Here is a 21,418-nt window from a genome sequence, read left to right on the forward strand (position 1 = left end):
TTATTGTTTTTTAATTAATGGTGGCTGACTAGATAAAATAACTTGGCATATCTGCTCCACGGCGTTGAGGGCTCTTGGGGTGAAACGATGCAGTTCGTCCGAATTGATGAGGTGCAGGCGCTGATGGCGGACGGCGTTCAGATTGGGCCACTGTTGCCAGTGGCGCAGAGCGTCGGGATCTTGACTCCCAGCCAGGATCAATGCCGGATTGGCCTTGATCACCTGCTCCAGGCTGACCTGGGGGTAGGGCGTGCGGGCAGCTGCCATCACGTTTTCCCCGCCGCACAGCTCGATGGCCTGGGCGGGCCAGGCATTGCCGCTAACGCTGGTGAGCGGTGGATACCAGAGCTGATAAAACACCTTGATATGTTTTGGCTTGCCGTAGCGCAGCCCAAGTGCGGCCAGGCGGGCGAGATAGGCATCGGCCTCGGCATTGGCGGCTTGTTCCACCCCCAATGTTTTTCCCAAGGCCCGCATCTCGGTGGCGAGGGAGGCAAAGTCGGTCGGTTCTGAATAGAACACCGGGATCCCCAATTGCTCGACAGGGGCCAGCATGCGGGATTGGGCGGAGCGCCAGGCGACGATCAGGTCGGGCTTTTGGGCCAGCAGGGCTTCCAGATTGATGCTGCGGTAATTGGCCACCTGGGGTAGGCGTTTGACCTCGGGTGGATAATCGGAGGCATCGTCGGTGGCCACGATGCGATCGCCAGCGCCGATGGCAAACAGCAGTTCGGTCAGATGGGGGGTGAGGCTGACGATGCGTGTCGGTGTCCCGGCCAGCAGGGCGGGCGACACGCACAACAGGCAGAGCAGGGTGAGCCATCTAGCCATGCAGGTGTTCCAGCACAGTGAGCAGCAATGCCAGCACCAACCAGCCCCAAGCGGCTTGTTGCAGGCGGTTGAGCAGGCGCAGGGCCGTGCTGGCATCCGGTTCGGCGGCGGCGTCAAACACGGGAAAACGGATCAAGCTGCCCTGATAGTAGCGGGGGCCACCGAGTTTGCAGCCGAGCGAGCCAGACAGCAGCGCCAGCAGTATTCCCATGGCGGGGTAGGGCCAGCGTATCGCGGTGCGCAACCGGTTTGCCAGCTGGCGCAGCTGGGTCAGGCATAAGGGCAGTGCCAGCAACAAGATGGCAGGGGTACACAGGGCCTGATAGAGCACGGCGGCGGCCCGGCCAAAGTGGGCAAAGGCTGGCAGTTTCGGGCTCCAGCCCTGATTCATCAACTGGGCGAGGCGCCACAGCAGGGCGCCTTGAACCCCCGCCAGGGCAAATCCCAGCAGAGGGCCGGCCCACTGTCCTATCAGGCGCAGGGCGCAGCTTTCGCTGACCGCCTTGGCAAGCCCCATCAGAGAGAGCTTGCCGGTATCGCGCCTGAGCCAGGGGGTGGCCTGCAACCTGGCCACCACCAGCGTATCCTGGTCTGTCAGCGAGCGAGTGGCACGGGCCAGCTCCCGCAGCGGACGCGATTCCAGCATCAGCAGCAGAAACAGCAGATCGAACAGCGGCTCCGAGAGCGAGAGGTTGCGCACCGCCCAGAGTCCGGCGGCGCAAGGCAGCCAGACAATCAGCATGGCCAGCAGACCGGCCTGCAGTTGCTGACCGGGGGCGCCATCGGGGCGACACACCTTGTGACCCAGCCGGGTCAGCAGCGGTACGACGGCGGAGAGCCGATAGTGGGCCGGCCAAGGCACGATGGCCTCCAGCAGGGCTGCCACGAGCAAGATGGCCGCCGGAGTGGCGGCCATCTGTTCCAGCGTGGTGAGTGGGATCACAGCTTGCCGAGCATCTTGATGATCACCTCGGCGGAGTGCTTGCCGGCCACCTCGATGAAGGTATCGAAGGATTCAACCTGTTCCTTGCCGGCGATGTCGGACATGGCACGCACCACCAGATAGGGCACTTTGAACATGTGGCACACCTGACCGATGGCTGCCCCTTCCATTTCGACTGCCAGCATCTGCGGGAAGTCGGCACGGGCTTTGGCGATGGCGTCCGGCTTGCACATGAACTGATCGCCGGTGCAGATTAGGCCGACTTTGGTCTGATGCTTGCCCTGCTCGGCGATGCAATCCTGGGCGACAGCGATGAGCGTCTCATCGCAGGGGAAGGCGGCCGGTTGCTGTGCCATCTGGCCCATCTCGTAGCCAAAGGCGGTGACATCCACATCGTGGAAGCGCATCTCGCTGGCGATCACCACGTCACCGATGTGTAGGTCTTGGGCAAAGCCGCCGGCAGAGCCGGTATTGATGACATAGTCGGGGGCGAATTTTTCCAGCAGCAGGCTGGTGGCGACGCTGGCGGCGACTTTACCGATGCCGGAGCGGGTCAGGATCACTTCCTTGCCTGCCAGGGTGCCCTGATAGAACTCGCAGCCGCCCAGTTGCAGGGTGGTCGGGTTGCTCATCTGGCTGCGCAGCAGGGCCACTTCCTGTTCCATGGCGCCGATAATACCTACTTTCATCACTCACCTCGTCTTGATGGCCATGCGGCCGAATAAGTTGTTGTGGATCATAACAAAAGTTGGCGATGGCGCCGAGCATTCCGATGCTGTGCGATGTGAAGGGGGGCTTAAGGGTAGCGTTTGGCGAGGTCAGCCAGCTCGCCGCTGTCCGCCAGCCGTTGCAGGGCATTGCCGAACAGGGCCAGCCGGGCAGGGGAGGTGCGCTGGTAAAACAGGATATAGAAGGGAATGGTCTCCATGGCGGTGGGGAGGATGCGGATCTGGCCGCTCAGGTGGTGGCGCAGTAGGTCGGCTTCAAAGCCGGGTGAGCGGTAGTAGACGAAGCGCCCTCGTTTCATCAGCAGCTTGTCATAATTGGCAGCACTGCTGATCCCGCCGCTGTCGATGACGAGTCCCTGCAGGGCCTGCAGCCGTTTGATGGCGCCGCTGCCGTGATTGATGAGGATGATGCCCTCTTCACCAAGGGCCCTGACGTCGTCCCACTGACGGATCTCGATTGGATCATCGCTGCGCACCGCCAGGTGGTAGCGTACGGTGAAGATGGGGGGCTGCAGATAGAGGAAGTGGTTGCGACGTTCCGGGTTGTCGCCCACGCCGCAGATGAAGTCGAGCTGGCCGAAGCGCACCTGCTTCTCCAGTCGCTTGAGGGGCACAAAGCGCTGATCGCCCTGGATGTGCAGGGCGGGCTCCTGGCGCTCCAGCAGTCGAAACAGATCGACGCAGAATCCTCCGATGCGGCCATCCGCCATCTGGGTGTATTTGGGGGCGGACTCGGGCTGCGCCGCCGTGCGATAGATTTCGGTGGCAGAGACGGCCCGGTGAGCGACTGCCAGCAGACAACCCAGCACCATCACCCGGAATATCATGTCATGCTGGCCCTCGATGCGTGGGGAAATGCGGCGTTAGCCGCCGATGTCACGGCGCTAGTGCTGAAACATTACGCCATATATCAGAACCTTATCAACCAAGCGCCGTATCGAGGGTCATCATCAAGGCAAACCCGGCCATCAGGCCCAGGGTGGCGTGGGTCTGGTGGCCATTGCGGTGAGTCTCGGGGATCACCTCGTGGGAGACCACGAACAGCATGGCGCCAGCGGCCAGTCCGAGGCCGATGGGATAGGCGATGGCCAGCCCGCTGGAGAGGCCGACGCCGAGCAGCGCCCCGAGCGGCTCAAGCAGACCGCTGCCGATGGCGACCAGCACGGCTTTGCCGGGCCGAAAACCGGCGGCGCACATGGCAAGCGCCACCGCCAACCCTTCCGGTATGTCCTGCAACGCGATGGCGGTGGTGAGCGGCAGACCCACCGACATATCACCCTGTGAGAAGCTCACCCCGATGGCCATCCCCTCCGGCAGGTTGTGCAGGGCGATGGCAAACACGAACAACCAGACCCGGGAGCAACTCTCATGGCCGGGACCACAGGGGCCGGTCTTGTCATGCTCATGAGGGGTGAATTGATCGAGCCCCAGCATCAGCAGCACCCCGAGGGTCATGCCTGCCACCACGACGGCGGCGGCAAGAAAGCCGTTGCCGGTGAGCCCCTCTGCCGCCTCGAGCCCCGGCAGCAGCAGGGAGAAGGCGCTGGCCGCCAGCATCATGCCGGCGGCAAAGCCCAGCATGCTGTCTTCCACTCGCTGGGGGACCGAACGCAGAAAGAGGGCCGGCAAGGCCCCGAGCGCGGTGGCGGCAAAGCCGGCCAGGCCGCCGAGCAGGCCGTAGCGAACGCCCGGGCTGATGTCGCCGGCGGCCAGCATCACCAGGCTTTGCAGCAGCAACAGCACGACGGCCGTCAGTGCCACGAGCAGGCCGACGGCGATCACCGGGCGTGCCCGCAGTTGCTCGCGCAGCTGGGCAGACCAGGAGGAAAGGGGCAGGGCCGACGCGTTATCCATGAAGATCACCTCTCTTGCTTGATGGCGGGGACGGCGAGGCGCCATCCGGGGACTCTTGCATTACAGCGAGCCGGGCCTGACTTGTCCATGCCGGTGCATCGATTGCATTCATCGGCTAACTATTTGAAATGATTTGGTCGCTTTGAATAGTTTGTGATGAAGATCGGGTTGTACGGAAAAACAACTTGCTTTGTTGCGGCGAAAGCTGGTGAAGGAGTAGGCAGGTTTGTGGTAAAGTGCCGCCCTCGCGAAACCCACCCTTCCCTTGGTCTTTCGCAACGTCCCATCTCCCGCCAGGAAAGCCCGGGTTACCAGTTCATACGGATGTGATCGCCACTGTGCACCTGCTTGTCAGCAGTCGAGGATCACCAGCCACCATGTTTTACAAAAATCTGTCTATCGGCAAAAAGATTGCCGTGGTCTTTGCGGTCATTGCCGCCGTCAACGTGATATTCGGTATTTTTCTCTCCAGCGAGCTGCGCGGCGTGCGCGATCGCGTGCTGAATTTTACCGACTCCACCCTGCCGAGCGTGCTTTCGGTCGAGAACCTGCTCTACGACGTATCCTACGTGCGCCGTGCCCAGTTTGCCCTGCTGATGGTGGATGACGCCAGCGATCTGCAGGCCCGTCGCGGCCGGATCCAGGCCAGCGTCCAGAAAGTCGAGCAGGCCTTTCGTGCCTATGAAGCCACAGTCGGTGCCGACCATGAGCGCCAGGTGTTCAACCGCGCCAAGCAGGAGTGGCAACGCTATCTGAACTCGGTCAATCTGGTGGATCAACTGCTGGTGCAGGGTCAGCTGGCCGAGGCCAAGGATCAGCTGTTCCAGTCCAACCCCATTTATGGCGAGCTGGAGCAGGCGGTCAACGGTCTGGTGGAAGTGAACCTGGGCTTTGTGAAAGAGAACCGTGGCAGCCTGCTTGGCAGCGTCAACATGGTGACCAGTTTTGCCATGGTGAGCATCGGCAGCCTGCTGCTGTTCATGGTGGCCATGACCTGGTTCCTGACCCGCCAGATCTGCCTGCCGCTGCAGGCCGTGGTGGCGCAGGCCAACGCCATCGCTGCCGGCGATCTGACCCATCAGCTGGACCGCCAGCACATCGGTCGCGACGAGCTGGGCATGCTGGCCAGGGCTTCCCTCAAGATGCAGGACAACCTGCGTGGCCTGATTGAAGAAGTGGTGGCGGCTGTGACTCAGCTGGGTGCCGCCATTGAAGAGGTGAGCGCCGTCTCCGAGCAGTCGGCACAGGGGATCCAGAGCCAGCAGCAGGAGATCTCGCTGGTCGCCACCGCCATGGCCCAGATGAAGGCCACCGTGGCCGATGTGGCAGGCAACACCGAGACCGCGTCCGAGTCGGCCAGCTCCGCCAATGCCTTGGCACGTCGTGGCAATCAGGATGTGCAGAGCTCGCTGATGTCCATCACCCGGGTTGCCGAAGAGATTGAACAGGCGGGTACCCTGGTCACCGAACTGGAGCGCGAATCCGCCCAGATCAACGTGGTAGTGGATGTGATCCGCGGCATCGCCGATCAGACCAACCTGCTGGCACTCAACGCCGCCATCGAGGCTGCCCGCGCCGGTGAGCAGGGCCGCGGCTTCGCGGTGGTTGCCGACGAGGTGCGTACCCTGGCGGGTCGCACCCAGGCTTCCACCGGCGAGATCGTTGCCATCATCGAAACCCTGCAGGCACGTGCCAACCAGGCCAAAGAGGTGACCGGCCAGAGCTGCGAGATGATCCGCCAGTGCGTGGAGCAGAGCGAGCAGACCAGCAACGGCATCCAGCAGATTGAAGAGGCGGTGGCCCAGATCGCCGACATGGCCATTCAGATCGCCAGCGCCTGCGGCGAGCAGGATGCGGTCTCCGATGAGCTGGGTCGCAACGTGGAGCGGATCAACGAATCCTCCAACGAGGTCGCCGTTGGGGCCGATCACACCGCCCGTGCCTGCCTGGAGCTGAGCCAGCTGGCCGCCGGTCTGCGTCAGACCATAGGTCGTTTCCGCCTGGCGTAATGCTGCTGCGCGCCAGGAGGGAGCCGCAACCGCTGCCTGCATTGGCAGGCACTCAAACAACCCGGCTCTGGCCGGGTTGTTTGTTATTGGACGGTGGCCACGCTCTGGGACATCTGGTTTGCAATGAAGGGAGAGCAAAGCGAGTTCAGTGAACGGTGCGGCAAGCTCGCGACGGCAGAAGCCGACAGCCAGGTCGATGTGAGAGCAGCTTGAGGGGTGAGGCCGGATGGTGGCGCAGCGCGGTTCGGAGGGGGGCGCATCCTCGTGCCGTGTTGAAGATATAGCTAGCAAAGGGCGACCCTGGCTGGGTAACGGATGCAGCCACCCCGATGGAATAGGTAGGGCAATGGCGTTTAGGGATATGGGCGCACACAGGCACGTTTTCCTTGCTGACGGCCATAAAAAAACCCGGCCTGGGCCGCAATGCTGATCAGTTAAGGATCCATTGACCGATCCTTCTGCTGTAGGACAATCCGGAACCAATCACTGGTTCCGGATTTTTTTATGTCTATTGCAAACGATCTGAACGATGTTGTTGAGGCATCTGGCGACATGCTGGCTCGGCTGGCCATTTTTGCCGACCATATTCCCGACGAATGGATTACTGCCGCTGCCGCCTTGTCTGAAAAGGCCACTATCCGCCGACGCCGCTTACCTTCTGATATGGTCTTGTGGCTCGTCGTGGGGATGGCCTTTTTCCGCAATGAGCCTATCTCCGAGGTCGCTCGGCGCCTCAACATCTGTGCAGAAGGGTTGGCCAATGATGCCTTGCTCGCGGACAGTGCCCTGTCTCAGGCCCGTCAGCGACTCGGCAAACAGCCGCTCGAGTGGCTGTTCAAACAGTGCGCCGATGTGTGGGGGCGGGAACGTTATCCTGAAGACCATTGGCACGGTTTACAGGTCTTTGCCATCGATGGGGCCCTGTTCCGAACCCAGGATATGCCTGAACTCAGAGCACATTTCGGCTCGGGTAACACCTCAACCAACCGGCAGACACCCTACCCGATGCTGCGGTTGGTCACGCTCATGAATGTCCGCTCGCATGTCATTGCCAACGCGGCCATCAGCCCGTACCGCAAAGGGGAAATCCCCCTGGCCAGCGAGTTCATTCACTCATTGCCGGACAAGTCAGTGACCCTGCTGGATAAAGGCTTCTTCGGTGCCGACCTGTTGCTGCGTATTCAGGCCGAAGACACCGACCGTCACTGGCTCATCCCGGAACGCAAGGGGCTGGTATACACGGAACTTGAGCGCTATGGCGACGGTGACCGTCTGTTGCAAATGACGGTCTCGCCTCAGGCTCGCAAGAAAAACCCGGCGTTGCCGACACACTGGCAAGTTCGCGCAGTGACCTATGAGGTGGCAGGCAAGGAGAAAACGGTCTTTACCTCCCTGCCCGTGGCGCGATTCAGCGCAGCTCAGGTGGCGACCCTGTACCACGAGCGCTGGGAAATCGAGCTGGGATACCGGGATATCAAAAGCGCGATGCAGCACAACGCCATCACGCTGAGAAGCAAGAAAGTGGACTTGGTCTATCAGGAGCTGTGGGGATTGCTGCTTGGATACAATCTGGTCAGGCGGGAGGCCAGCCAGGCCGCCGTAGCCCATCAGCGAGCGCCCAATGAGGTGAGCTTTAAGTTTGCCTGTCATTTCATCGCGAACCAGATGGCAGTGATGGCGGGCGCGTTATCGCCAGCCCATACGCCACGGAGGTTGGCGGAGTTGCGGGGCTGCATAGGCGTCATGTTCATAGAAAAACGCCCCAGGCCATCGAGACCCAGGGCGGTGAAGATATCAAAGACCCGTTTTCCGGTAAATCGCAATGCGGCTCCGCTTAAGTGAACAGCATTGCGGCCTGGGCCGGGTTTGTGGTACTTGTGCTGCGCGAGGCTGGCTTATTTGGCCAGGGACTCCGGCAGGTTCTCACGGATCTTGCCGAGCATCTCTTTCAGAACGCGCGGGTTGGCAACCACGATGTTGCCGGAGTTTTCGTAGTTGTGACCACCGACGAAGTCGGTGACGATGGCGCCGGCCTCTTTGGCCAGCAGCTCACCGGCTGCGGTATCCCAGGGCTTCAAGCCGATTTCCCAGAAACCGTCGACACGACCGGCAGCCACATAGGCCAGATCCAGCGCGGCAGAGCCGGCACGACGGATGTCGGCACACTCGATGAACATGCTCTGGAACATCTTCAGGTACGGCTCGATGTGGTGCTTCTGCTTGAACGGGAAACCGGTCGCCAAGATGGTACCGGCCAGCTCTTTGGCCTTGCCGACACGGATGCGATAACCGTTCAGCTGGGCACCACTACCACGGGTAGCAGTAAACAGCTCGTCACGGATCGGATCGTAAACAACGGCTTGTTCAGTCTTGCCCTTCACGCGCAGGGCGATGGAGACGGCAAAGTGCGGAATGCCTTTGACCAGGTTGGTCGTGCCATCCAGTGGGTCAATGATCCATTGGTAGTCCGGATTGGTACCGGTAATCTCACCAGACTCTTCAGCCACGATGCTGTGTTCCGGGTAAGATTTTTTGATGGTGTGAATGATGGCCGCTTCGGCTTCACGGTCAACGTTGGTCACGAAGTCATTGCTGCCTTTCTGGATAACCTCGATGTTCTCGGGTTGAGAAAAGGCTTTTACTACTACTTGACCGGCGTTGCGCGCAGCGCGCACGGCGATATTCAGCATCGGATGCATAGGTTCACCACTGGATGTTAAAGAACGGGGAATAAAAGGACGCGGTATCATACCAGTCTTCGCGAGAATGGCAACCGTTATACGCCATCCCCCCAGCCTTGGCGACTGCCAGATCTGACGGCTCCAATATAGGCTCCTTTTGGTCTAGTCTTATGGGCAGCAGCCGAATAACAGGCTGCATTGAGCATAGGGACGTGGATCATGAATTTGTCATTAGTCAGTCAAAAACCGTCGGCAATCACTACCCAGGGGCTGCTGGCTGCCTTGCGCGCATCGACCGGATATGGCGACTACTTCAACGAGGTGAGCATTGCCCAGCCTTGCCAATGGCAGCCAGGCAAGGAAGAAGCGGCGATCTTGCTGCTCGATGGCGATGCGGCCTGGCCGGAATTTGCCTGGCAGTGCAACAGCGATACGTTCGGCTTGCCGGTGTTGCCGCTGCTGATGCGCAAAGGCGATGCCACCCTCACCATTCAGGGGCCGGATGTACGGGACCCGCGCTTCTACTTCGTCTCAAACGGTATCGTGCTGGAAGAGTCTGAACTCGCCGATCCCGCCTGCAGCCGGGTGCTGCTGAGCAAACTGGAGTCCTACTTCCCGCTCTTGTCCCGCCTGATCCTGCTGCGCCAGCGCCAACCCATGGGGCTGTGCAACTAGTCGCGTTCTTCCCTGCGTCCGGGCTGTTCAAGCGGCACAATATTTGTCATAACTGACCAGTATTGTGCCGCTTTGCCATGCTGGCATCGGAGCAAATGCCGGTGCGGCATCCGCTCTGTGTCCGTTGTCGTCTCGCATGAGCGAGGCTGTGGCCGTCTTTGCACTAATGTGTGAATCACAAGGAGTTCATGATGATCGACTTTTATACCGCCGCTACGCCCAACGGCTTCAAGGTGGCGATTGCCCTGGAAGAGCTGGGCTTGCCCTATCGCGTGATCCCGCTCGATCTGTCGGCGCTGGATCAGAAGAAGCCCGAGTTTCTGGCCATCAACCCCAACGGCCGTATCCCGGCCATCGTCGATCGGGATAATGGTGACTTCCCTGTGTTCGAGTCCGGTGCCATCCTGCTTTATCTGGCGGAGAAGGCGGGCAAGTTGCTGCCGGCAGATCCCAAGCGCCGCTCCCAGGCCATCCAGTGGCTGATGTTCCAGATGGGCGGGGTCGGTCCCATGATGGGGCAGGCCAACGTCTTCTATCGCTACTTCCCGGAGAAGATCCCGGCCGCCATCGAGCGCTACCAGAAGGAGGGACGCCGTTTGTTCGAGGTGCTCGACAGCCACCTGGCTCATCACGAATATCTGGCCGACGAATACAGCATCGCCGACATTGCCACCTGGCCCTGGGTACGCATTTATGACTGGAGCGGCATCTCCATCGAGGGGTTGCCCCATCTGCAAGCCTGGATGGACCGGATGGCACAGAAGCCCGCCTGTCAGAAGGGGATCACCATACCGCCGCGCAACGAGAAGCCGGAGGATCTGGTCAAACAGGCCCAGCAGATGGTAACACGTTGATTTTTATTGCTGACGGGGCTAAAAACCCCGTCACATTAGAAAAACTAGGGAAAGCTGATTATAAAGATTCGTTCGTTTTTCGTGATCTGAATCACTAAGATCACCGCAAGCCCAGGGAGTGTCCTGCTCCCGGCTGGTGCGGGTTCTCCGCCTTGTATTTTCACCTTTGATTGACTCTGTGTTTTTGGATCCCCTCTGTAGGTTTCTGCCAGGGGTGCGGCAGCTTTTTGATGATTTTCGGGACTGAGATATGTATCGGCACAGTTTTTATCCGCTGTTTTTTCTGACCATTCTGATGGTCGCTGTGGGCCAGATGACCCAGACCCTGTATGTGCCCTCCATTCCCATGATGGCGGGGGACTTCAACGTGGCCTCCGGCCAGTTGCAGGCGGTGATGGCCTGTTACCTGATCCCGTACGGGCTCTCCCAGTTTGTTTACGGCCCGCTGTCGGATCGTATCGGCCGTCGCCCCATCCTGCTTATTGGCATGATGGTGTTTCTTGTGGGCACCCTGACCATTCAGTTGATCCCAAGCTTCATGGCGCTGCTGGTGGGCAGCTTCATTCAGGGGCTGGGCACCGGGGCGGGTGGCGCCATGAGCCGGACCGTGATGCGCGATCGCTACAGCGGCGCCGAGCTCAACCGGGCCAACAGCCTGGTGAGCATGGGGGTGATCTTCTCCCCGCTGCTGGCGCCGGTGCTGGGCGGCTGGTTGACCGAGCTGTTCAACTGGCGTGCCGGGTACTGGTTCCTGTTCGGCTTCGGTGCCGTGACGACCCTGGCGCTGCTGGCCTGGTTTGCTGAAACGCTGCCGGCGACTGCACGCCAACAGCCGCTGCGAGTTGGTGCCGCCTATCGCCATGTGCTCGGCAATCCGCGCTTTCAGGGCAACCTGCTCTGCCTGATGGCGACCTTTGCCGGTCTGGCGGTATTCGAGGCGGCGGCCGGCGTGCTGCTCGGCGATGTGCTCAAATTGAGTGCCCGTACCGTCAGCGTGCTGTTCGTGCTGCCGCTGCCCGGTTATCTGTTTGGTGCCTGGCTCTCTGCCAAGCTCAGTTTTCGCCTGAGTCAGGGTAAGCTGATGCGCCTTGGCATCGTCTTTCTGGCGCTGGGGTCGTTGATCATCCTGCTGCCGGGTCTGTTCGGAGTCGTGAGTGCGGCCTCACTGGTTGGCGGCGCCGCCGTCTACTTCATCGGCAGCGGCATTCTCTATCCGACCGCTACCTCTTGCGCCATCGAACCCTTCCCGGGTCAGGCGGGCACCGCCGGTGCCATTCTCGGCGGCATGCAGAACCTGGGGGCCGGTATCGTGACGCTGCTGGCAGCCTGCTTCCCGATGGAAGGGCAGGTGACCCTGGGAGCCATCATGACACTGATGGTGCTGATCGTGGCGCTGAGCTTCCTCTGGCTGCGCCACCACGGCTCACCCCATCAACAGATGGCTGTCTGAGCCGAGCGCATAGAAAAGACCCGCCCAAGCCGGCGGGTTTTTTATGGACCGCTGTGGCTGGCGCTGCGGGCATTGCCGAAGGGTTGCAGCGGCAGGGGAGAGGGATGGCGCAGGAGATAAAGAAAAAGCCCGTCACGTTGGTGACGGGCTTTTTGCTGTTGGTACCCCGGAGATGCCGTTGCCGGTTTGGGCCCTTGAACCGTCGGTTCAAGGCGGGGATCGGATCTGACCGCAGGCTTCTCGGTCGTGCCGAGCATGCGCAATAGCCAGAAGGCAGATCCCCTGTTTGGTATGAATATCGGCTCGGGGACTTGAACCGGCTGACAAACACCCCAGGGAATTTTAAAACGGTGGACGATTAGGGCTGCAGGCCTTCGTCGCTGGATTCGCCATATTGTCCGTGCTCGATCAAGGCCGCTTCGATGGTGCGTTGCAGCATCTTGATCCGCTTGTCCATGGTCTCAGAGTATTGGTGATTTTTCTCTTTTTCAAGGCAGAGCTCATGGCAAAAATTGAGCGCTGCCATCACCGCCAGCTGTTCGTTGCTGGAGACCTTGGAGCGTTGACGCAGCTCGATGAGTTTATCAGTCAGCTGGTCGGCGGCCTGGCGCAGGGCATCCTGCTGTCCCAGGGGACAGGATACCTTGTAGGGACGTCCCAAAATGACGATTTCTACGGCCTCTGTGCTCATGCCTTCCTCAATACGGCGGAGCTGATTTCCGCCTTTATCCACGTGGACAACTGGGCGGGACTATATAGCGCAGATGCAGAAGTTTCAAGGCCTTGCTGGCTCTGGAAGGGGGAGAATGCTAGGATCCTGACCATTAATTCTGCATATTTGCCTGAACTTTGAGCGGATCTTCGATGAGCAAAACGAACCCCCTGAAATACGCGGCCGTGGCCGACCTGATGGAGCAGCATGAGCTGATGGCAACGGCTGTAGAGGCCCATGGCGTGATCTGCGGTCTGGTGTGCGGTGGTGTGGCACTGGACGACAAGAGCTGGCTGCCCCATTTCAATGATCTGGTCAACGACGGTTTCGGTCTGCCGGCCCCGGTGCGCCAGGTGATGACCGATCTCTATCACCAAGTGATCGAGAGCCTGATGGCCCAGAAAGGGGTCGAGCTGCTGTTGCCGAGCGACGAAGCGCCGCTCGACGAGCGCATCGACTCGCTGGTGGATTGGTCCCAGGCTTTCCTGGCCGGTTTCGGCGTGGTGCAGCAGGAGCTCTCCAAGGCTTCCGAAGAGCTGCAGGAGATGATCCAGGACATCGCCAGCATCACCCAGGTCTCCGCCGAGTTCGATCAGGAAGATGAAGAGAACGAAGCCTCATTCCTGGTGCTCTACGAGCACGTGCGCCTCGGGGTGATGATGAGCTTCGAGGAGTTCGGCAAGCGGCCGGATGCCCCAAGCACGCCGCCGACCCTGCACTGAGTCGGTCGAACTTGATAAAGAGCGCCTGGTGGCGCTCTTTTTACATCTGGATGTTGCCTGCGCAGGCCCGCCGTGATGAGACAAGTGACGACAGAGACTGCGCTTTTTTGCCCGTGGCTTCGCATCCCGACCCCACGCTTTGTGTTAGCATGACCCCACGTTTTCAGTCTTTCCCCTCATCTCATGTCTCAATCTGATCTGAACCACGTCGATGTGGCCATCGTCGGTGGTGGAATGAGCGGCGCCGTGCTGGCGCTCTCCCTCGCGGCCCTGCCAGTGCCCAAGCCCCAGCAGATCCTGCTGCTGGAGGCGAGCGCCCCCGAGCTCAATGCGCATCCCGGTTTCGATGCCCGCGCCATCGCGCTCTCCGCCGGCACCTGCGAGGCGCTGGCCCGGCACGGGCTCTGGTCCCGTTTTGCTCCCCATTGCAGCCCCATCAGCCAGATTCATGTGTCGGATCGGGGCCACTTCGGCCAGGCCGGCTTGACGGCGACGGAGTATGGCCTGCCAGCCCTCGGCCAGGTGATCGAGCTGTCGGCGGCGGGCATTGCGTTGCAGCAGGCGATTGCCGCCTGCCCGCAGATCCGCATGCTGTGTCCGGCCCAGCTCGAACACGTGGAGCCATTGGCGGAGGGGGTGAACCTGACCCTGGCCGGTGGCGAGCGTTATCAGACCCGCCTGCTGGTGGCGGCCGATGGCGGCAACTCCTTCGTGCGCCAGCAGTGCAAGCTGGCGGTAAGCCGTCACGACTACGGTCAGAGCGCCATCATCGCCACCGTCAAGACGGCCGAAGACCCGGCCGGACGGGCTTTCGAGCGTTTCACCCAAGGGGGGCCGCTGGCCCTGCTGCCGATGCAGGGCGGGCTATCTTCCCTGGTCTGGAGCGTGGCGCGGGATGAGGCGCCGGCCTTGATGGCGCTCGATGACGCCGCGTTTCTGGCCCGTCTGCAGCAGGCTTTCGGCTGGCGCCTCGGCCGCTTCCTGCAAACCGGTCAGCGCCACGTCTATCCGCTGGTGTTGACGGTGGCCGACTACCCGCTGGCCCAGCGCACCGTGCTGGTGGGCAATGCCGCCCATCTGCTGCACCCCATCGCCGGTCAGGGCTTCAACCTAGGCATGCGCGATCTGGACCTGCTCACCCAGGCGGTGGGCCGGGCGCTGACGGCGGGGGAGGATATCGGCAGCTTTGAGGTGCTCAGCGGCTACTGGCAGCAGCGCAAGGGGGATCAGGCCCAGACGGTCTGGCTCACCTCCTCGCTGGCCCAGCTCTTCTCCAATGATCATGACCCGCTGGTGGCGGGCCGCAACCTGGCGCTCTCCCTGATGGGGCGGCTGAGCTGCCTCAAGGCGCCGCTGGCCTCCCGCACCCTGGGCTTTGTCGCCGATGTGTGCCGCCCCTGAGGCGAGGTGACGTCATGGGTATTGAACGGGTGTGCCTTCGGGCGTGCCCTCGCTGATCCCGGCGATCAGCCCTGAAAGGATATAGAACGATGCAGATGCAAAACGTGGATGTGGTTATTGTGGGGGGCGGCATGGTGGGCCTGGGGCTCGCCGCCGCGCTCAAGGGAAGTGCGCTCAAGGTCGCCGTGGTCGAGGGCCAGCTGCCGGAGCCCGCGCTTGACGAGGCGCCGGACAACCGGGTCAGTGCCTTGAGTCTGGCCAGCCAGCGCATCCTGCAGCAGGTGGACGCTTGGCGCGGGATCGAGGCCCGTCGCCTGCAGCCCTACGTGCAGATGGAGGTGTGGGAGCAGGACAGCTTTGGCCGGATCGCCTTTGATGCCGCCAGCCTGCGCCAGCCCGAGCTCGGCCACATCGTCGAGAACCGGGTCATCCAGCTGGCGCTGCTGGAGGCGATCCTCGATGGCGACAACATCCAGCTGCTGAGCCCGGCCCGGGCGAGCAGCCTGCAAAGCGGCGAGGCGGGCTCCCTGCTGCTGCTGGAAGATGGCCGCGCGCTGTCGGCCAAGCTGGTGGTGGCGGCCGATGGCGCCCACTCCTGGGTGCGCCGGCAGGCCGACATCCCGCTCACCAGCTGGGATTACGGCCATCACGCGCTGGTGGCGACGGTGCGCTGTGCCGAGCCTCACGAGGCGCTGGCGCGTCAGATCTTTACCCCCGAGGGGCCACTCGCCTTCCTGCCCCTGTGGCAACCGGATCTCTGTTCCATCGTCTGGTCGGTGCCAGCGGCCCGTGCCGAGGCGCTCTGTCAGTGTGATGAAGAGCAATTCAACCGCCAGCTCACCACCGCGTTCGACGGCCGGCTGGGGCTGTGCAAGGTGGAAGGGGCGCGCAGCGCCATCCCGCTCACCGCCCGCTATGCCCGCGACTTTGCCCGCGAGCGGCTGGTGCTGGTGGGGGATGCCGCCCACACCATCCACCCGCTGGCGGGGCAGGGGGTCAACCTGGGGCTGCTGGATGCCGCCGCCCTGGCCGAGCAGATCCTGCGCAATCAGGCGGCGGGCAAGGACATCGGCCGGCTCACCAACCTGCGCGGCTATGAGCGCTGGCGCAAGAGCGAGGCGGCCAGCATGCTGGCGGCGATGGAGGGGCTAAAGCGGCTGTTCGCCGGTGCCAATCCGCTCAAGAAGCTGGTGCGTGGGGCCGGGCTGTGTGCCTTCGATCTGCTGACGCCGCTCAAGCAAAGCGTGATCCGGGCCGCCATGGGGTTAGAGGGTGAGTTGCCGGCCTTGGCCAAGGGGAACAATTTGCCGACCCGGCCGAAGTAAGAGGGTGATCCGGGTCGCCATGGGGCTGGAAGGTGAGCAGCCCGCCCTGGCCAAGGGTGAAAAAATCTAATAATACCCGGCTGTTTTCACAGCAAAACTAATGTGATGAGGCTGATGACCCGGTTTGGGCATCAGCCTTTAATCTGGGCGGTCGGCGAAACGTTTTTCTCCAAATTGTGACGAAACGGTAAAAATCGAAATTTAATATCGCCATTACCGGGTTTGGTCTGTTTTTATCACTGTTTTTACCTTAGTGTCTGGGGTCTGTTTACTGGCGGTGGATTAGTTTTTTTTGAGCGGCATGCGCGTCCGCTTGGCTTATAATCCGCTGCGTTCAAGGAATCACTCTTGCCCTGCGGGGCCGGAACGAGCACAGACTCAGGCACGTCGCTTGCTGCCACCCAGGTAGATAGCCGGATGGTGGCTGCCGGGCGAGCGATGCGTGAGTGTTGTCGCGAACGCTTAAGGAAACACAGCGATGATCCAGACTACAGTACTGCATCCCAAGCACCTGGAAGCCGGCGCCAAGATGGTGGACTTCCACGGTTGGGAAATGCCCATCAACTACGGCTCACAGCTGGAAGAGCACCATCAGGTGCGCACCGATGCCGGCATGTTTGACGTCTCCCACATGACCATCGTCGATTTGACCGGCGAGCGGGTCAAAGCCTTCCTGCAACACCTGCTGGCCAACGACGTGGCCAAGCTCACCGTCTTCGGCAAGGCCCTCTACAGCGGCATGCTGACCCCGGAAGGCGGTGTCATCGATGACCTCATCACCTATTACCTTGGCGAGACCTTCTACCGGTTGGTGGTCAACTCCGCCACCCGCGAGAAGGATCTGGCCTGGATCCGCCACCACGCCCAGGACTTCGGGGTGACCGTGACCGAGCGCCCCGAGCTCGCCATGATCGCGGTGCAGGGCCCCAACGCCAAGGCCAAGGCGGCCAAGGTGTTCAGCGCCGAGCAAAATGCCGCAGTGGAAGGCATGAAGCCCTTCTTCGGTGTGCAGGCTGGCGAGCTCTTCATCGCCACCACTGGCTACACCGGTGAAGACGGCTACGAGATCGTGGTGCCGCAAGAGCAGGCGTGCGATCTGTGGCAGGCGCTGCTGGACAACGGCGTGGCCCCCTGCGGCCTGGGTGCTCGTGACACCCTGCGCCTCGAGGCCGGCATGAACCTCTACGGCCAGGACATGGACGAATCCGTCTCTCCCCTTGCCGCCAACATGGCCTGGACCATCGCCTGGGAACCGAGCGATCGCCAGTTCATCGGCCGCGCCGCGCTGGAAGCCCAGAAAGCCGTCGGTAGCCAGCCCAAGCTGGTGGGGCTGGTGATGGAAGAGAAGGGCGTGCTGCGCAGCGGCATGCCGGTCACCTTCACCACCGCCGCCGGAGAAGAGCGGGAAGGTGTGATCACCTCCGGCTCTTTCTCGCCCACCCTGGGGTACAGTATTGCCCTGGCACGGGTGCCCCGTGATATCGGCGAACAGGCCTCGGTGGAGATCCGCAAGAAGCTGGTCACCGTCAAAGTGACCAAGCCGGCTTTCGTGCGCAACGGCCAGAAGCTGGTATAACGACCTATTGCGGCGAAGGGGCTGCCCTTCGCCAGACCCCCTTGCCCCGGCAACGCCTGTCGAACGCGCCGGGACAAGTGATCCAAGTGAATAAAGGAAGCACAAATGAGCCATATCCCGAGCGAACTGAAATATGCCACCTCCCACGAGTGGATCCGTGTCGAAGCCAACGGCGAGGCCGTGGTCGGTATCACCGAGCACGCCCAGGAGCTGCTGGGTGACATGGTGTTCGTCGATCTGCCGGAAGTGGGCAAGCAGGTCGGTGCCGGTGATGACTGCGCCGTGGCCGAGTCGGTCAAGGCCGCCTCTGACATCTACAGCCCGGTGAGCGGCGAGATCCTGGCCGTCAACGAAGAGCTGGAAGGCAGCCCCGAGCTGGTCAACTCCGACCCTTACGGTGCCGGCTGGCTGTTCCGCATCAAGCTGGACGACGCGGGTGAGCTCGCCAATCTGCTGGATGCCGAAGGCTACCAGAACGTGGTGGACGAAGAGTAATGCCCCCGGGCCCTGCCAATGCGCAGGGCCCGCTTGTATAGGTGCCCGTCGGCCTGGAGGCCGACCGGCGAGGGTGAAGTCGTCCGCACCGGTTTGCCTGCGGCCAACCGGTCAGCCGCAAGACGACCCCCTGTCGCTATGAGCGACATCCGGTGCCGGCAGGGGCCACCCTGCCAGCCGAACATGAGTGAAGCCGGCCGAGGCCGGCTGTCAGGCACTTAGTTATCAGGACTTTTTATCAGGAATAGGGAAATGACCCAGTCACTGTTTGAACTCGAGCAAAAAACCGATTTCATCCGCCGTCACATCGGGCCGGGTGAGGAAGATCTGCGCGCCCTGCTGGCCGTGGTGGGCGCCGAGAGCCTGGATGATCTGATTGAGCAGACCGTCCCCGCCGCCATTCGCCGGCCGGGTCCGCTCGGCATCGGCGCCTCCATGACCGAGGTGGAAGCGCTGGCCAAGCTCAAGGGCTATGCCGCCCAGAACAAGGTAGCCAAGAGCTACATCGGCATGGGCTATCACGATACCCATGTGCCCCACGTCATCCTGCGCAACGTGCTGGAAAACCCGGGCTGGTATACCGCCTACACCCCGTACCAGCCCGAGCTGGCGCAGGGCCGTCTAGAAGCCCTGCTCAACTTCCAGCAGCTGACCCTGGACTTGACCGGCATGGATCTGGCCAGTGCCTCCCTGCTGGATGAGGCGACCGCCGCCGCCGAGGCGATGGCGCTGGCCAAGCGGATGGCCAAGTCCAAAGCCAATCTCTTCTTCGTGGCCGACGACGTGCACCCGCAGGTGATCGACGTGGTCAAGGAACGGGCGGTCCACTTTGGTTTTGACGTGGCCGTCGGCCCGGCCGCACAGGCCTGCGCCGAAGAGGTGTTCGGCGCCCTGTTCCAGTACCCCACCACCACGGGTGAAGTGAAAGATCTGCGGGCCCTTATCGCCGCCGTACAGGCCCAGAAAGGGCTGGCCTGCGTCAGCGCCGACCTGCTCTCCCTGCTGCTGCTCAAATCCCCGGGCGAGCTGGGTGCCGACGTGGTGTTGGGCTCCGCCCAGCGCTTCGGCGTGCCCATGGGTTACGGTGGCCCGCACGCCGCCTTCTTCGCCACTCGCGATGCCTACAAGCGCTCCATGCCGGGCCGCATCATCGGTGTCTCCAAGGATGCCCGTGGCAAGGCCGCGCTTCGCATGGCGATGCAGACCCGCGAGCAGCACATCCGCCGCGAGAAGGCCAACTCCAACATCTGTACTGCTCAGGTGCTGCTGGCCAACATGGCGAGCTTCTACGCCGTCTACCACGGCCCGGTGGGGCTGAAAACCATCGCCTCCCGCGTGCACCGTCTGACCACCATTCTGGCGCTCGGCCTCAAGGCCAAGGGCGTGTCTCTCAAGCATGCCAGCTGGTTCGATACCCTGACCGTGCTGACCACGGGCAAATCAGAGCTGATCGCCAAGGCCGAGGGGCTCGGCATCAACCTGCGCGCGGATCTGGACGGTGCGGTGGGTGTGTCTCTGTCTGAAACCACCACCCGTGGCGATGTGGCCGAGTTGTTTGAACTGTTCCTGGGGGCAGGCCACGGCCTGGACATCGAGGCCCTCGACCAGGCGGCCCAGTCCCATCACGCCATCCCGCAGGATCTGCTGCGCACCGACGCCGTGCTGACCCACGAGGTATTCAACAAGTACCACTCCGAGACCGAGATGCTGCGCTACATCCACCGTCTCGAAGCCAAAGATCTGGCCCTCAACTACGCCATGATCTCCCTGGGCTCCTGCACCATGAAGCTCAACGCCACCGCCGAGATGATCCCGGTGACCTGGCCCGAGTTCGGCAAGCTGCACCCGTTCGCCCCGCTGGCCCAGGCCAAGGGTTATCAGCTGCTGCTGGCCGACCTCGAAAACTGGCTGGTGAAGGTGACCGGTTACGATGCGGTCTGCATGCAGCCCAACTCCGGTGCCCAGGGCGAATACGCCGGCCTGCTCGCCATCAAGAAGTACCACGAGTCTCGCGGCGAGGGGCATCGCGATATCTGCCTCATTCCGGCGTCCGCGCACGGTACCAACCCGGCTTCCGCCCAGATGGCGGGCCTGCGGGTCATCGTCACCGCCTGTGACAAGTCGGGCAACGTGGATCTGGACGATCTGCGCGCCAAGGCCGCCGAGGCGGGGGATCAGCTCTCCTGTCTGATGGTGACCTACCCCTCCACCCACGGGGTGTACGAGGAGACCATCAAGGAGGTGTGCGACATCGTTCACCAGCACGGTGGTCAAGTCTATCTGGACGGCGCCAACATGAACGCCCAGGTGGGCCTCACTGCGCCGGGCTTTATCGGGGCGGACGTCTCCCACCTCAACCTGCACAAGACCTTCGCCATTCCTCACGGCGGTGGCGGCCCGGGCATGGGTCCCATCGGCGTGAAGAAACACCTGGCGCCGTTCGTGGCCGGTCACGCCGTGGTCAAAACCGACAAGGAGAGCCGCAACAACGGCGCCGTGTCGGCGGCACCGTTCGGCTCGGCCAGCATCCTGCCCATCAGCTGGATGTACATCGCCATGCTGGGGGACGAGGGGCTGAAGAAATCCACCCAGGTGGCCATCCTCAACGCCAACTACCTGGCCAAGAAGCTGGGTGAATCCTTCCCCGTGCTCTATTCCGGCCGCAACGGTCGGGTGGCTCACGAGTGCATCCTGGATATCCGCCCGCTCAAAGAAGCCTCTGGCATCAGCGAGATGGACGTGGCCAAGCGTCTGATGGACTACGGCTTCCACGCGCCGACCATGAGTTTCCCGGTAGCGGGCACCCTGATGGTCGAGCCGACCGAGTCGGAATCCAAGCGCGAGCTGGACCGCTTCGTGGAGGCCATGACTGCCATTCGCGCCGAGATTGCCAAGGTGCAGGACGGGCAGTGGAGTCTCACCGACAACCCGCTGGTCCATGCGCCGCACACCCAGGATGACGTGATGGACGTTGAGTGGTCCCGTGGCTACAGCCGCGCCGAGGCGGTGTTCCCGTCGGACGCCGTGCGTGCCGCCAAGCTGTGGCCGTCGGTCAACCGCATCGACGACGTCTACGGCGATCGCAACTTGTTCTGCTCCTGCATGCCGACCGAGGATTACGCCAAGTAAGGGCAGAGTCGCTTCGACTCGAACAGAGAGACC

18 protein-coding genes and 1 other RNA gene are annotated in these 21,418 nt (G+C 62.1%); 11 read left to right on the top strand and 8 right to left on the bottom strand.

Features of this window, described 5'->3' with window-relative positions; translation table 11 throughout:
• From ACPW75_RS05890 to ACPW75_RS05910, 5 genes are all read right to left on the bottom strand, one after another.
• Entirely contained in the window at nucleotides 1-831 is an 831-nt protein-coding gene (locus tag ACPW75_RS05890; protein WP_077096646.1) for a cobalamin-binding protein, read from the bottom strand.
• Nucleotides 824-1,774 carry a cobalamin biosynthesis protein gene (locus ACPW75_RS05895; RefSeq protein ID WP_179101447.1) on the bottom strand — a complete coding sequence of 317 codons (951 nt, stop codon included), beginning with the start codon at nucleotides 1,772-1,774 and terminating at the stop codon, nucleotides 824-826. Before ACPW75_RS05895 ends, ACPW75_RS05890 begins: the two co-directional genes overlap by 8 nt.
• Nucleotides 1,771-2,463 carry a 5'-methylthioadenosine/S-adenosylhomocysteine nucleosidase gene (gene mtnN, locus ACPW75_RS05900; protein ID WP_077096647.1) on the bottom strand — a complete coding sequence of 231 codons (693 nt, stop codon included), beginning with the start codon at nucleotides 2,461-2,463 and terminating at the stop codon, nucleotides 1,771-1,773. The genes ACPW75_RS05895 and mtnN overlap by 4 nt, the downstream gene beginning before the upstream one ends.
• Nucleotides 2,464-2,570: 107 nt before the next feature.
• Nucleotides 2,571-3,329 carry a substrate-binding periplasmic protein gene (locus tag ACPW75_RS05905; RefSeq protein WP_077096648.1) on the bottom strand — a complete coding sequence of 253 codons (759 nt, stop codon included), beginning with the start codon at nucleotides 3,327-3,329 and terminating at the stop codon, nucleotides 2,571-2,573.
• Between the two features lie 94 nt (nucleotides 3,330-3,423).
• Nucleotides 3,424-4,356, bottom strand: a complete 933-nt coding sequence (locus ACPW75_RS05910) for a ZIP family metal transporter (RefSeq protein WP_039214986.1) — start codon at nucleotides 4,354-4,356, stop codon at nucleotides 3,424-3,426.
• Nucleotides 4,357-4,733: 377 nt separating this feature from the next.
• On the opposite strand from ACPW75_RS05910, the gene ACPW75_RS05915 reads away from it, so the two are divergent.
• Nucleotides 4,734-6,365: a methyl-accepting chemotaxis protein gene (locus ACPW75_RS05915; protein ID WP_179101448.1), complete on the top strand. Its 1,632-nt coding sequence runs from the start codon at nucleotides 4,734-4,736 to the stop codon at nucleotides 6,363-6,365.
• Between the two features lie 504 nt (nucleotides 6,366-6,869).
• Nucleotides 6,870-8,207: an IS4-like element ISAeme15 family transposase gene (locus ACPW75_RS05920; RefSeq protein ID WP_024945976.1), complete on the top strand. Its 1,338-nt coding sequence runs from the start codon at nucleotides 6,870-6,872 to the stop codon at nucleotides 8,205-8,207.
• A gap of 53 nt (nucleotides 8,208-8,260) precedes the next feature.
• Here ACPW75_RS05920 and suhB read toward each other — a convergent pair whose 3' ends face one another.
• The gene (suhB, locus tag ACPW75_RS05925; protein ID WP_016350372.1) at nucleotides 8,261-9,064 is read right to left on the bottom strand and encodes an inositol-1-monophosphatase; all 804 of its coding nucleotides are present in this window, start codon (nucleotides 9,062-9,064) and stop codon (nucleotides 8,261-8,263) included.
• A 201-nt stretch (nucleotides 9,065-9,265) separates the two neighbouring features.
• Here suhB and ACPW75_RS05930 point away from each other — a divergent pair, with 201 nt between their 5' ends.
• The 3 genes from ACPW75_RS05930 (at nucleotide 9,266) to emrD (ending at nucleotide 12,025) form a co-directional block, all read left to right on the top strand.
• On the top strand, nucleotides 9,266-9,721 hold the full coding sequence (locus ACPW75_RS05930; protein ID WP_077097719.1) for a hypothetical protein: 456 nt from the start codon (nucleotides 9,266-9,268) through the stop codon (nucleotides 9,719-9,721).
• A 191-nt stretch (nucleotides 9,722-9,912) separates the two neighbouring features.
• Nucleotides 9,913-10,575, top strand: a complete 663-nt coding sequence (locus ACPW75_RS05935) for a glutathione S-transferase family protein (protein WP_077097721.1) — start codon at nucleotides 9,913-9,915, stop codon at nucleotides 10,573-10,575.
• A 250-nt stretch (nucleotides 10,576-10,825) separates the two neighbouring features.
• Nucleotides 10,826-12,025, top strand: coding sequence for a multidrug efflux MFS transporter EmrD (gene emrD / locus ACPW75_RS05940; protein WP_016350375.1), 1,200 nt, complete (start codon nucleotides 10,826-10,828; stop codon nucleotides 12,023-12,025).
• A gap of 159 nt (nucleotides 12,026-12,184) precedes the next feature.
• On the opposite strand, the gene ssrS is transcribed toward emrD, so the two are convergent.
• Both ssrS and zapA read right to left on the bottom strand, forming a co-directional pair.
• Nucleotides 12,185-12,367: non-coding RNA, 6S RNA (gene ssrS, locus ACPW75_RS05945), on the bottom strand.
• A 16-nt stretch (nucleotides 12,368-12,383) separates the two neighbouring features.
• Entirely contained in the window at nucleotides 12,384-12,716 is a 333-nt protein-coding gene (gene zapA / locus ACPW75_RS05950) for a cell division protein ZapA (RefSeq protein WP_016350376.1), read from the bottom strand.
• Between the two features lie 173 nt (nucleotides 12,717-12,889).
• Between zapA and ACPW75_RS05955 the strand changes: the two genes are divergently transcribed.
• From ACPW75_RS05955 to gcvP, 6 genes are all read left to right on the top strand, one after another.
• On the top strand, nucleotides 12,890-13,459 hold the full coding sequence (locus ACPW75_RS05955; protein ID WP_011705605.1) for a UPF0149 family protein: 570 nt from the start codon (nucleotides 12,890-12,892) through the stop codon (nucleotides 13,457-13,459).
• Nucleotides 13,460-13,642: 183 nt separating this feature from the next.
• Entirely contained in the window at nucleotides 13,643-14,860 is a 1,218-nt protein-coding gene (gene ubiH / locus ACPW75_RS05960; protein ID WP_077097722.1) for a 2-octaprenyl-6-methoxyphenyl hydroxylase, read from the top strand.
• An 89-nt stretch (nucleotides 14,861-14,949) separates the two neighbouring features.
• Nucleotides 14,950-16,185, top strand: coding sequence for an FAD-dependent 2-octaprenylphenol hydroxylase (locus tag ACPW75_RS05965; RefSeq protein WP_179101509.1), 1,236 nt, complete (start codon nucleotides 14,950-14,952; stop codon nucleotides 16,183-16,185).
• A gap of 478 nt (nucleotides 16,186-16,663) precedes the next feature.
• A complete protein-coding gene (gene gcvT, locus ACPW75_RS05970; protein WP_039214983.1) occupies nucleotides 16,664-17,761 on the top strand; it encodes a glycine cleavage system aminomethyltransferase GcvT in 1,098 nt (365 codons plus the stop codon).
• A gap of 105 nt (nucleotides 17,762-17,866) precedes the next feature.
• Entirely contained in the window at nucleotides 17,867-18,256 is a 390-nt protein-coding gene (gcvH, locus tag ACPW75_RS05975; protein WP_010634317.1) for a glycine cleavage system protein GcvH, read from the top strand.
• Nucleotides 18,257-18,508: 252 nt separating this feature from the next.
• A complete protein-coding gene (gcvP, locus tag ACPW75_RS05980) occupies nucleotides 18,509-21,385 on the top strand; it encodes an aminomethyl-transferring glycine dehydrogenase (RefSeq protein ID WP_077097724.1) in 2,877 nt (958 codons plus the stop codon).
• The last annotated feature ends 33 nt before the right edge of the window (nucleotides 21,386-21,418 follow it).

Source organism: Aeromonas sp. FL131 (assembly GCF_049860615.1).
In the GTDB taxonomy this organism is placed as follows: Bacteria; Pseudomonadota; Gammaproteobacteria; order Enterobacterales; family Aeromonadaceae; genus Aeromonas; species Aeromonas hydrophila.

Bases quoted from the DNA above. Each gene is read 5' to 3' on its own strand.
- ACPW75_RS05890 (WP_077096646.1), bottom strand. From the start codon at position 831: ATGGCTAGATGGCTCACCCTGCTCTGCCTGTTGTGCGTGTCGCCCGCC.
- mtnN (WP_077096647.1), bottom strand. From the start codon at position 2,463: ATGAAAGTAGGTATTATCGGCGCCATGGAACAGGAAGTGGCCCTGCTG.
- ACPW75_RS05905 (WP_077096648.1), bottom strand. From the start codon at position 3,329: ATGATATTCCGGGTGATGGTGCTGGGTTGTCTGCTGGCAGTCGCTCAC.
- ACPW75_RS05910 (WP_039214986.1), bottom strand. From the start codon at position 4,356: ATGGATAACGCGTCGGCCCTGCCCCTTTCCTCCTGGTCTGCCCAGCTG.
- ACPW75_RS05915 (WP_179101448.1), top strand. From the start codon at position 4,734: ATGTTTTACAAAAATCTGTCTATCGGCAAAAAGATTGCCGTGGTCTTT.
- ACPW75_RS05920 (WP_024945976.1), top strand. From the start codon at position 6,870: ATGTCTATTGCAAACGATCTGAACGATGTTGTTGAGGCATCTGGCGAC.
- suhB (WP_016350372.1), bottom strand. From the start codon at position 9,064: ATGCATCCGATGCTGAATATCGCCGTGCGCGCTGCGCGCAACGCCGGT.
- ACPW75_RS05930 (WP_077097719.1), top strand. From the start codon at position 9,266: ATGAATTTGTCATTAGTCAGTCAAAAACCGTCGGCAATCACTACCCAG.
- ACPW75_RS05935 (WP_077097721.1), top strand. From the start codon at position 9,913: ATGATCGACTTTTATACCGCCGCTACGCCCAACGGCTTCAAGGTGGCG.
- emrD (WP_016350375.1), top strand. From the start codon at position 10,826: ATGTATCGGCACAGTTTTTATCCGCTGTTTTTTCTGACCATTCTGATG.
- zapA (WP_016350376.1), bottom strand. From the start codon at position 12,716: ATGAGCACAGAGGCCGTAGAAATCGTCATTTTGGGACGTCCCTACAAG.
- ACPW75_RS05955 (WP_011705605.1), top strand. From the start codon at position 12,890: ATGAGCAAAACGAACCCCCTGAAATACGCGGCCGTGGCCGACCTGATG.
- ubiH (WP_077097722.1), top strand. From the start codon at position 13,643: ATGTCTCAATCTGATCTGAACCACGTCGATGTGGCCATCGTCGGTGGT.
- ACPW75_RS05965 (WP_179101509.1), top strand. From the start codon at position 14,950: ATGCAGATGCAAAACGTGGATGTGGTTATTGTGGGGGGCGGCATGGTG.
- gcvT (WP_039214983.1), top strand. From the start codon at position 16,664: ATGATCCAGACTACAGTACTGCATCCCAAGCACCTGGAAGCCGGCGCC.
- gcvH (WP_010634317.1), top strand. From the start codon at position 17,867: ATGAGCCATATCCCGAGCGAACTGAAATATGCCACCTCCCACGAGTGG.
- gcvP (WP_077097724.1), top strand. From the start codon at position 18,509: ATGACCCAGTCACTGTTTGAACTCGAGCAAAAAACCGATTTCATCCGC.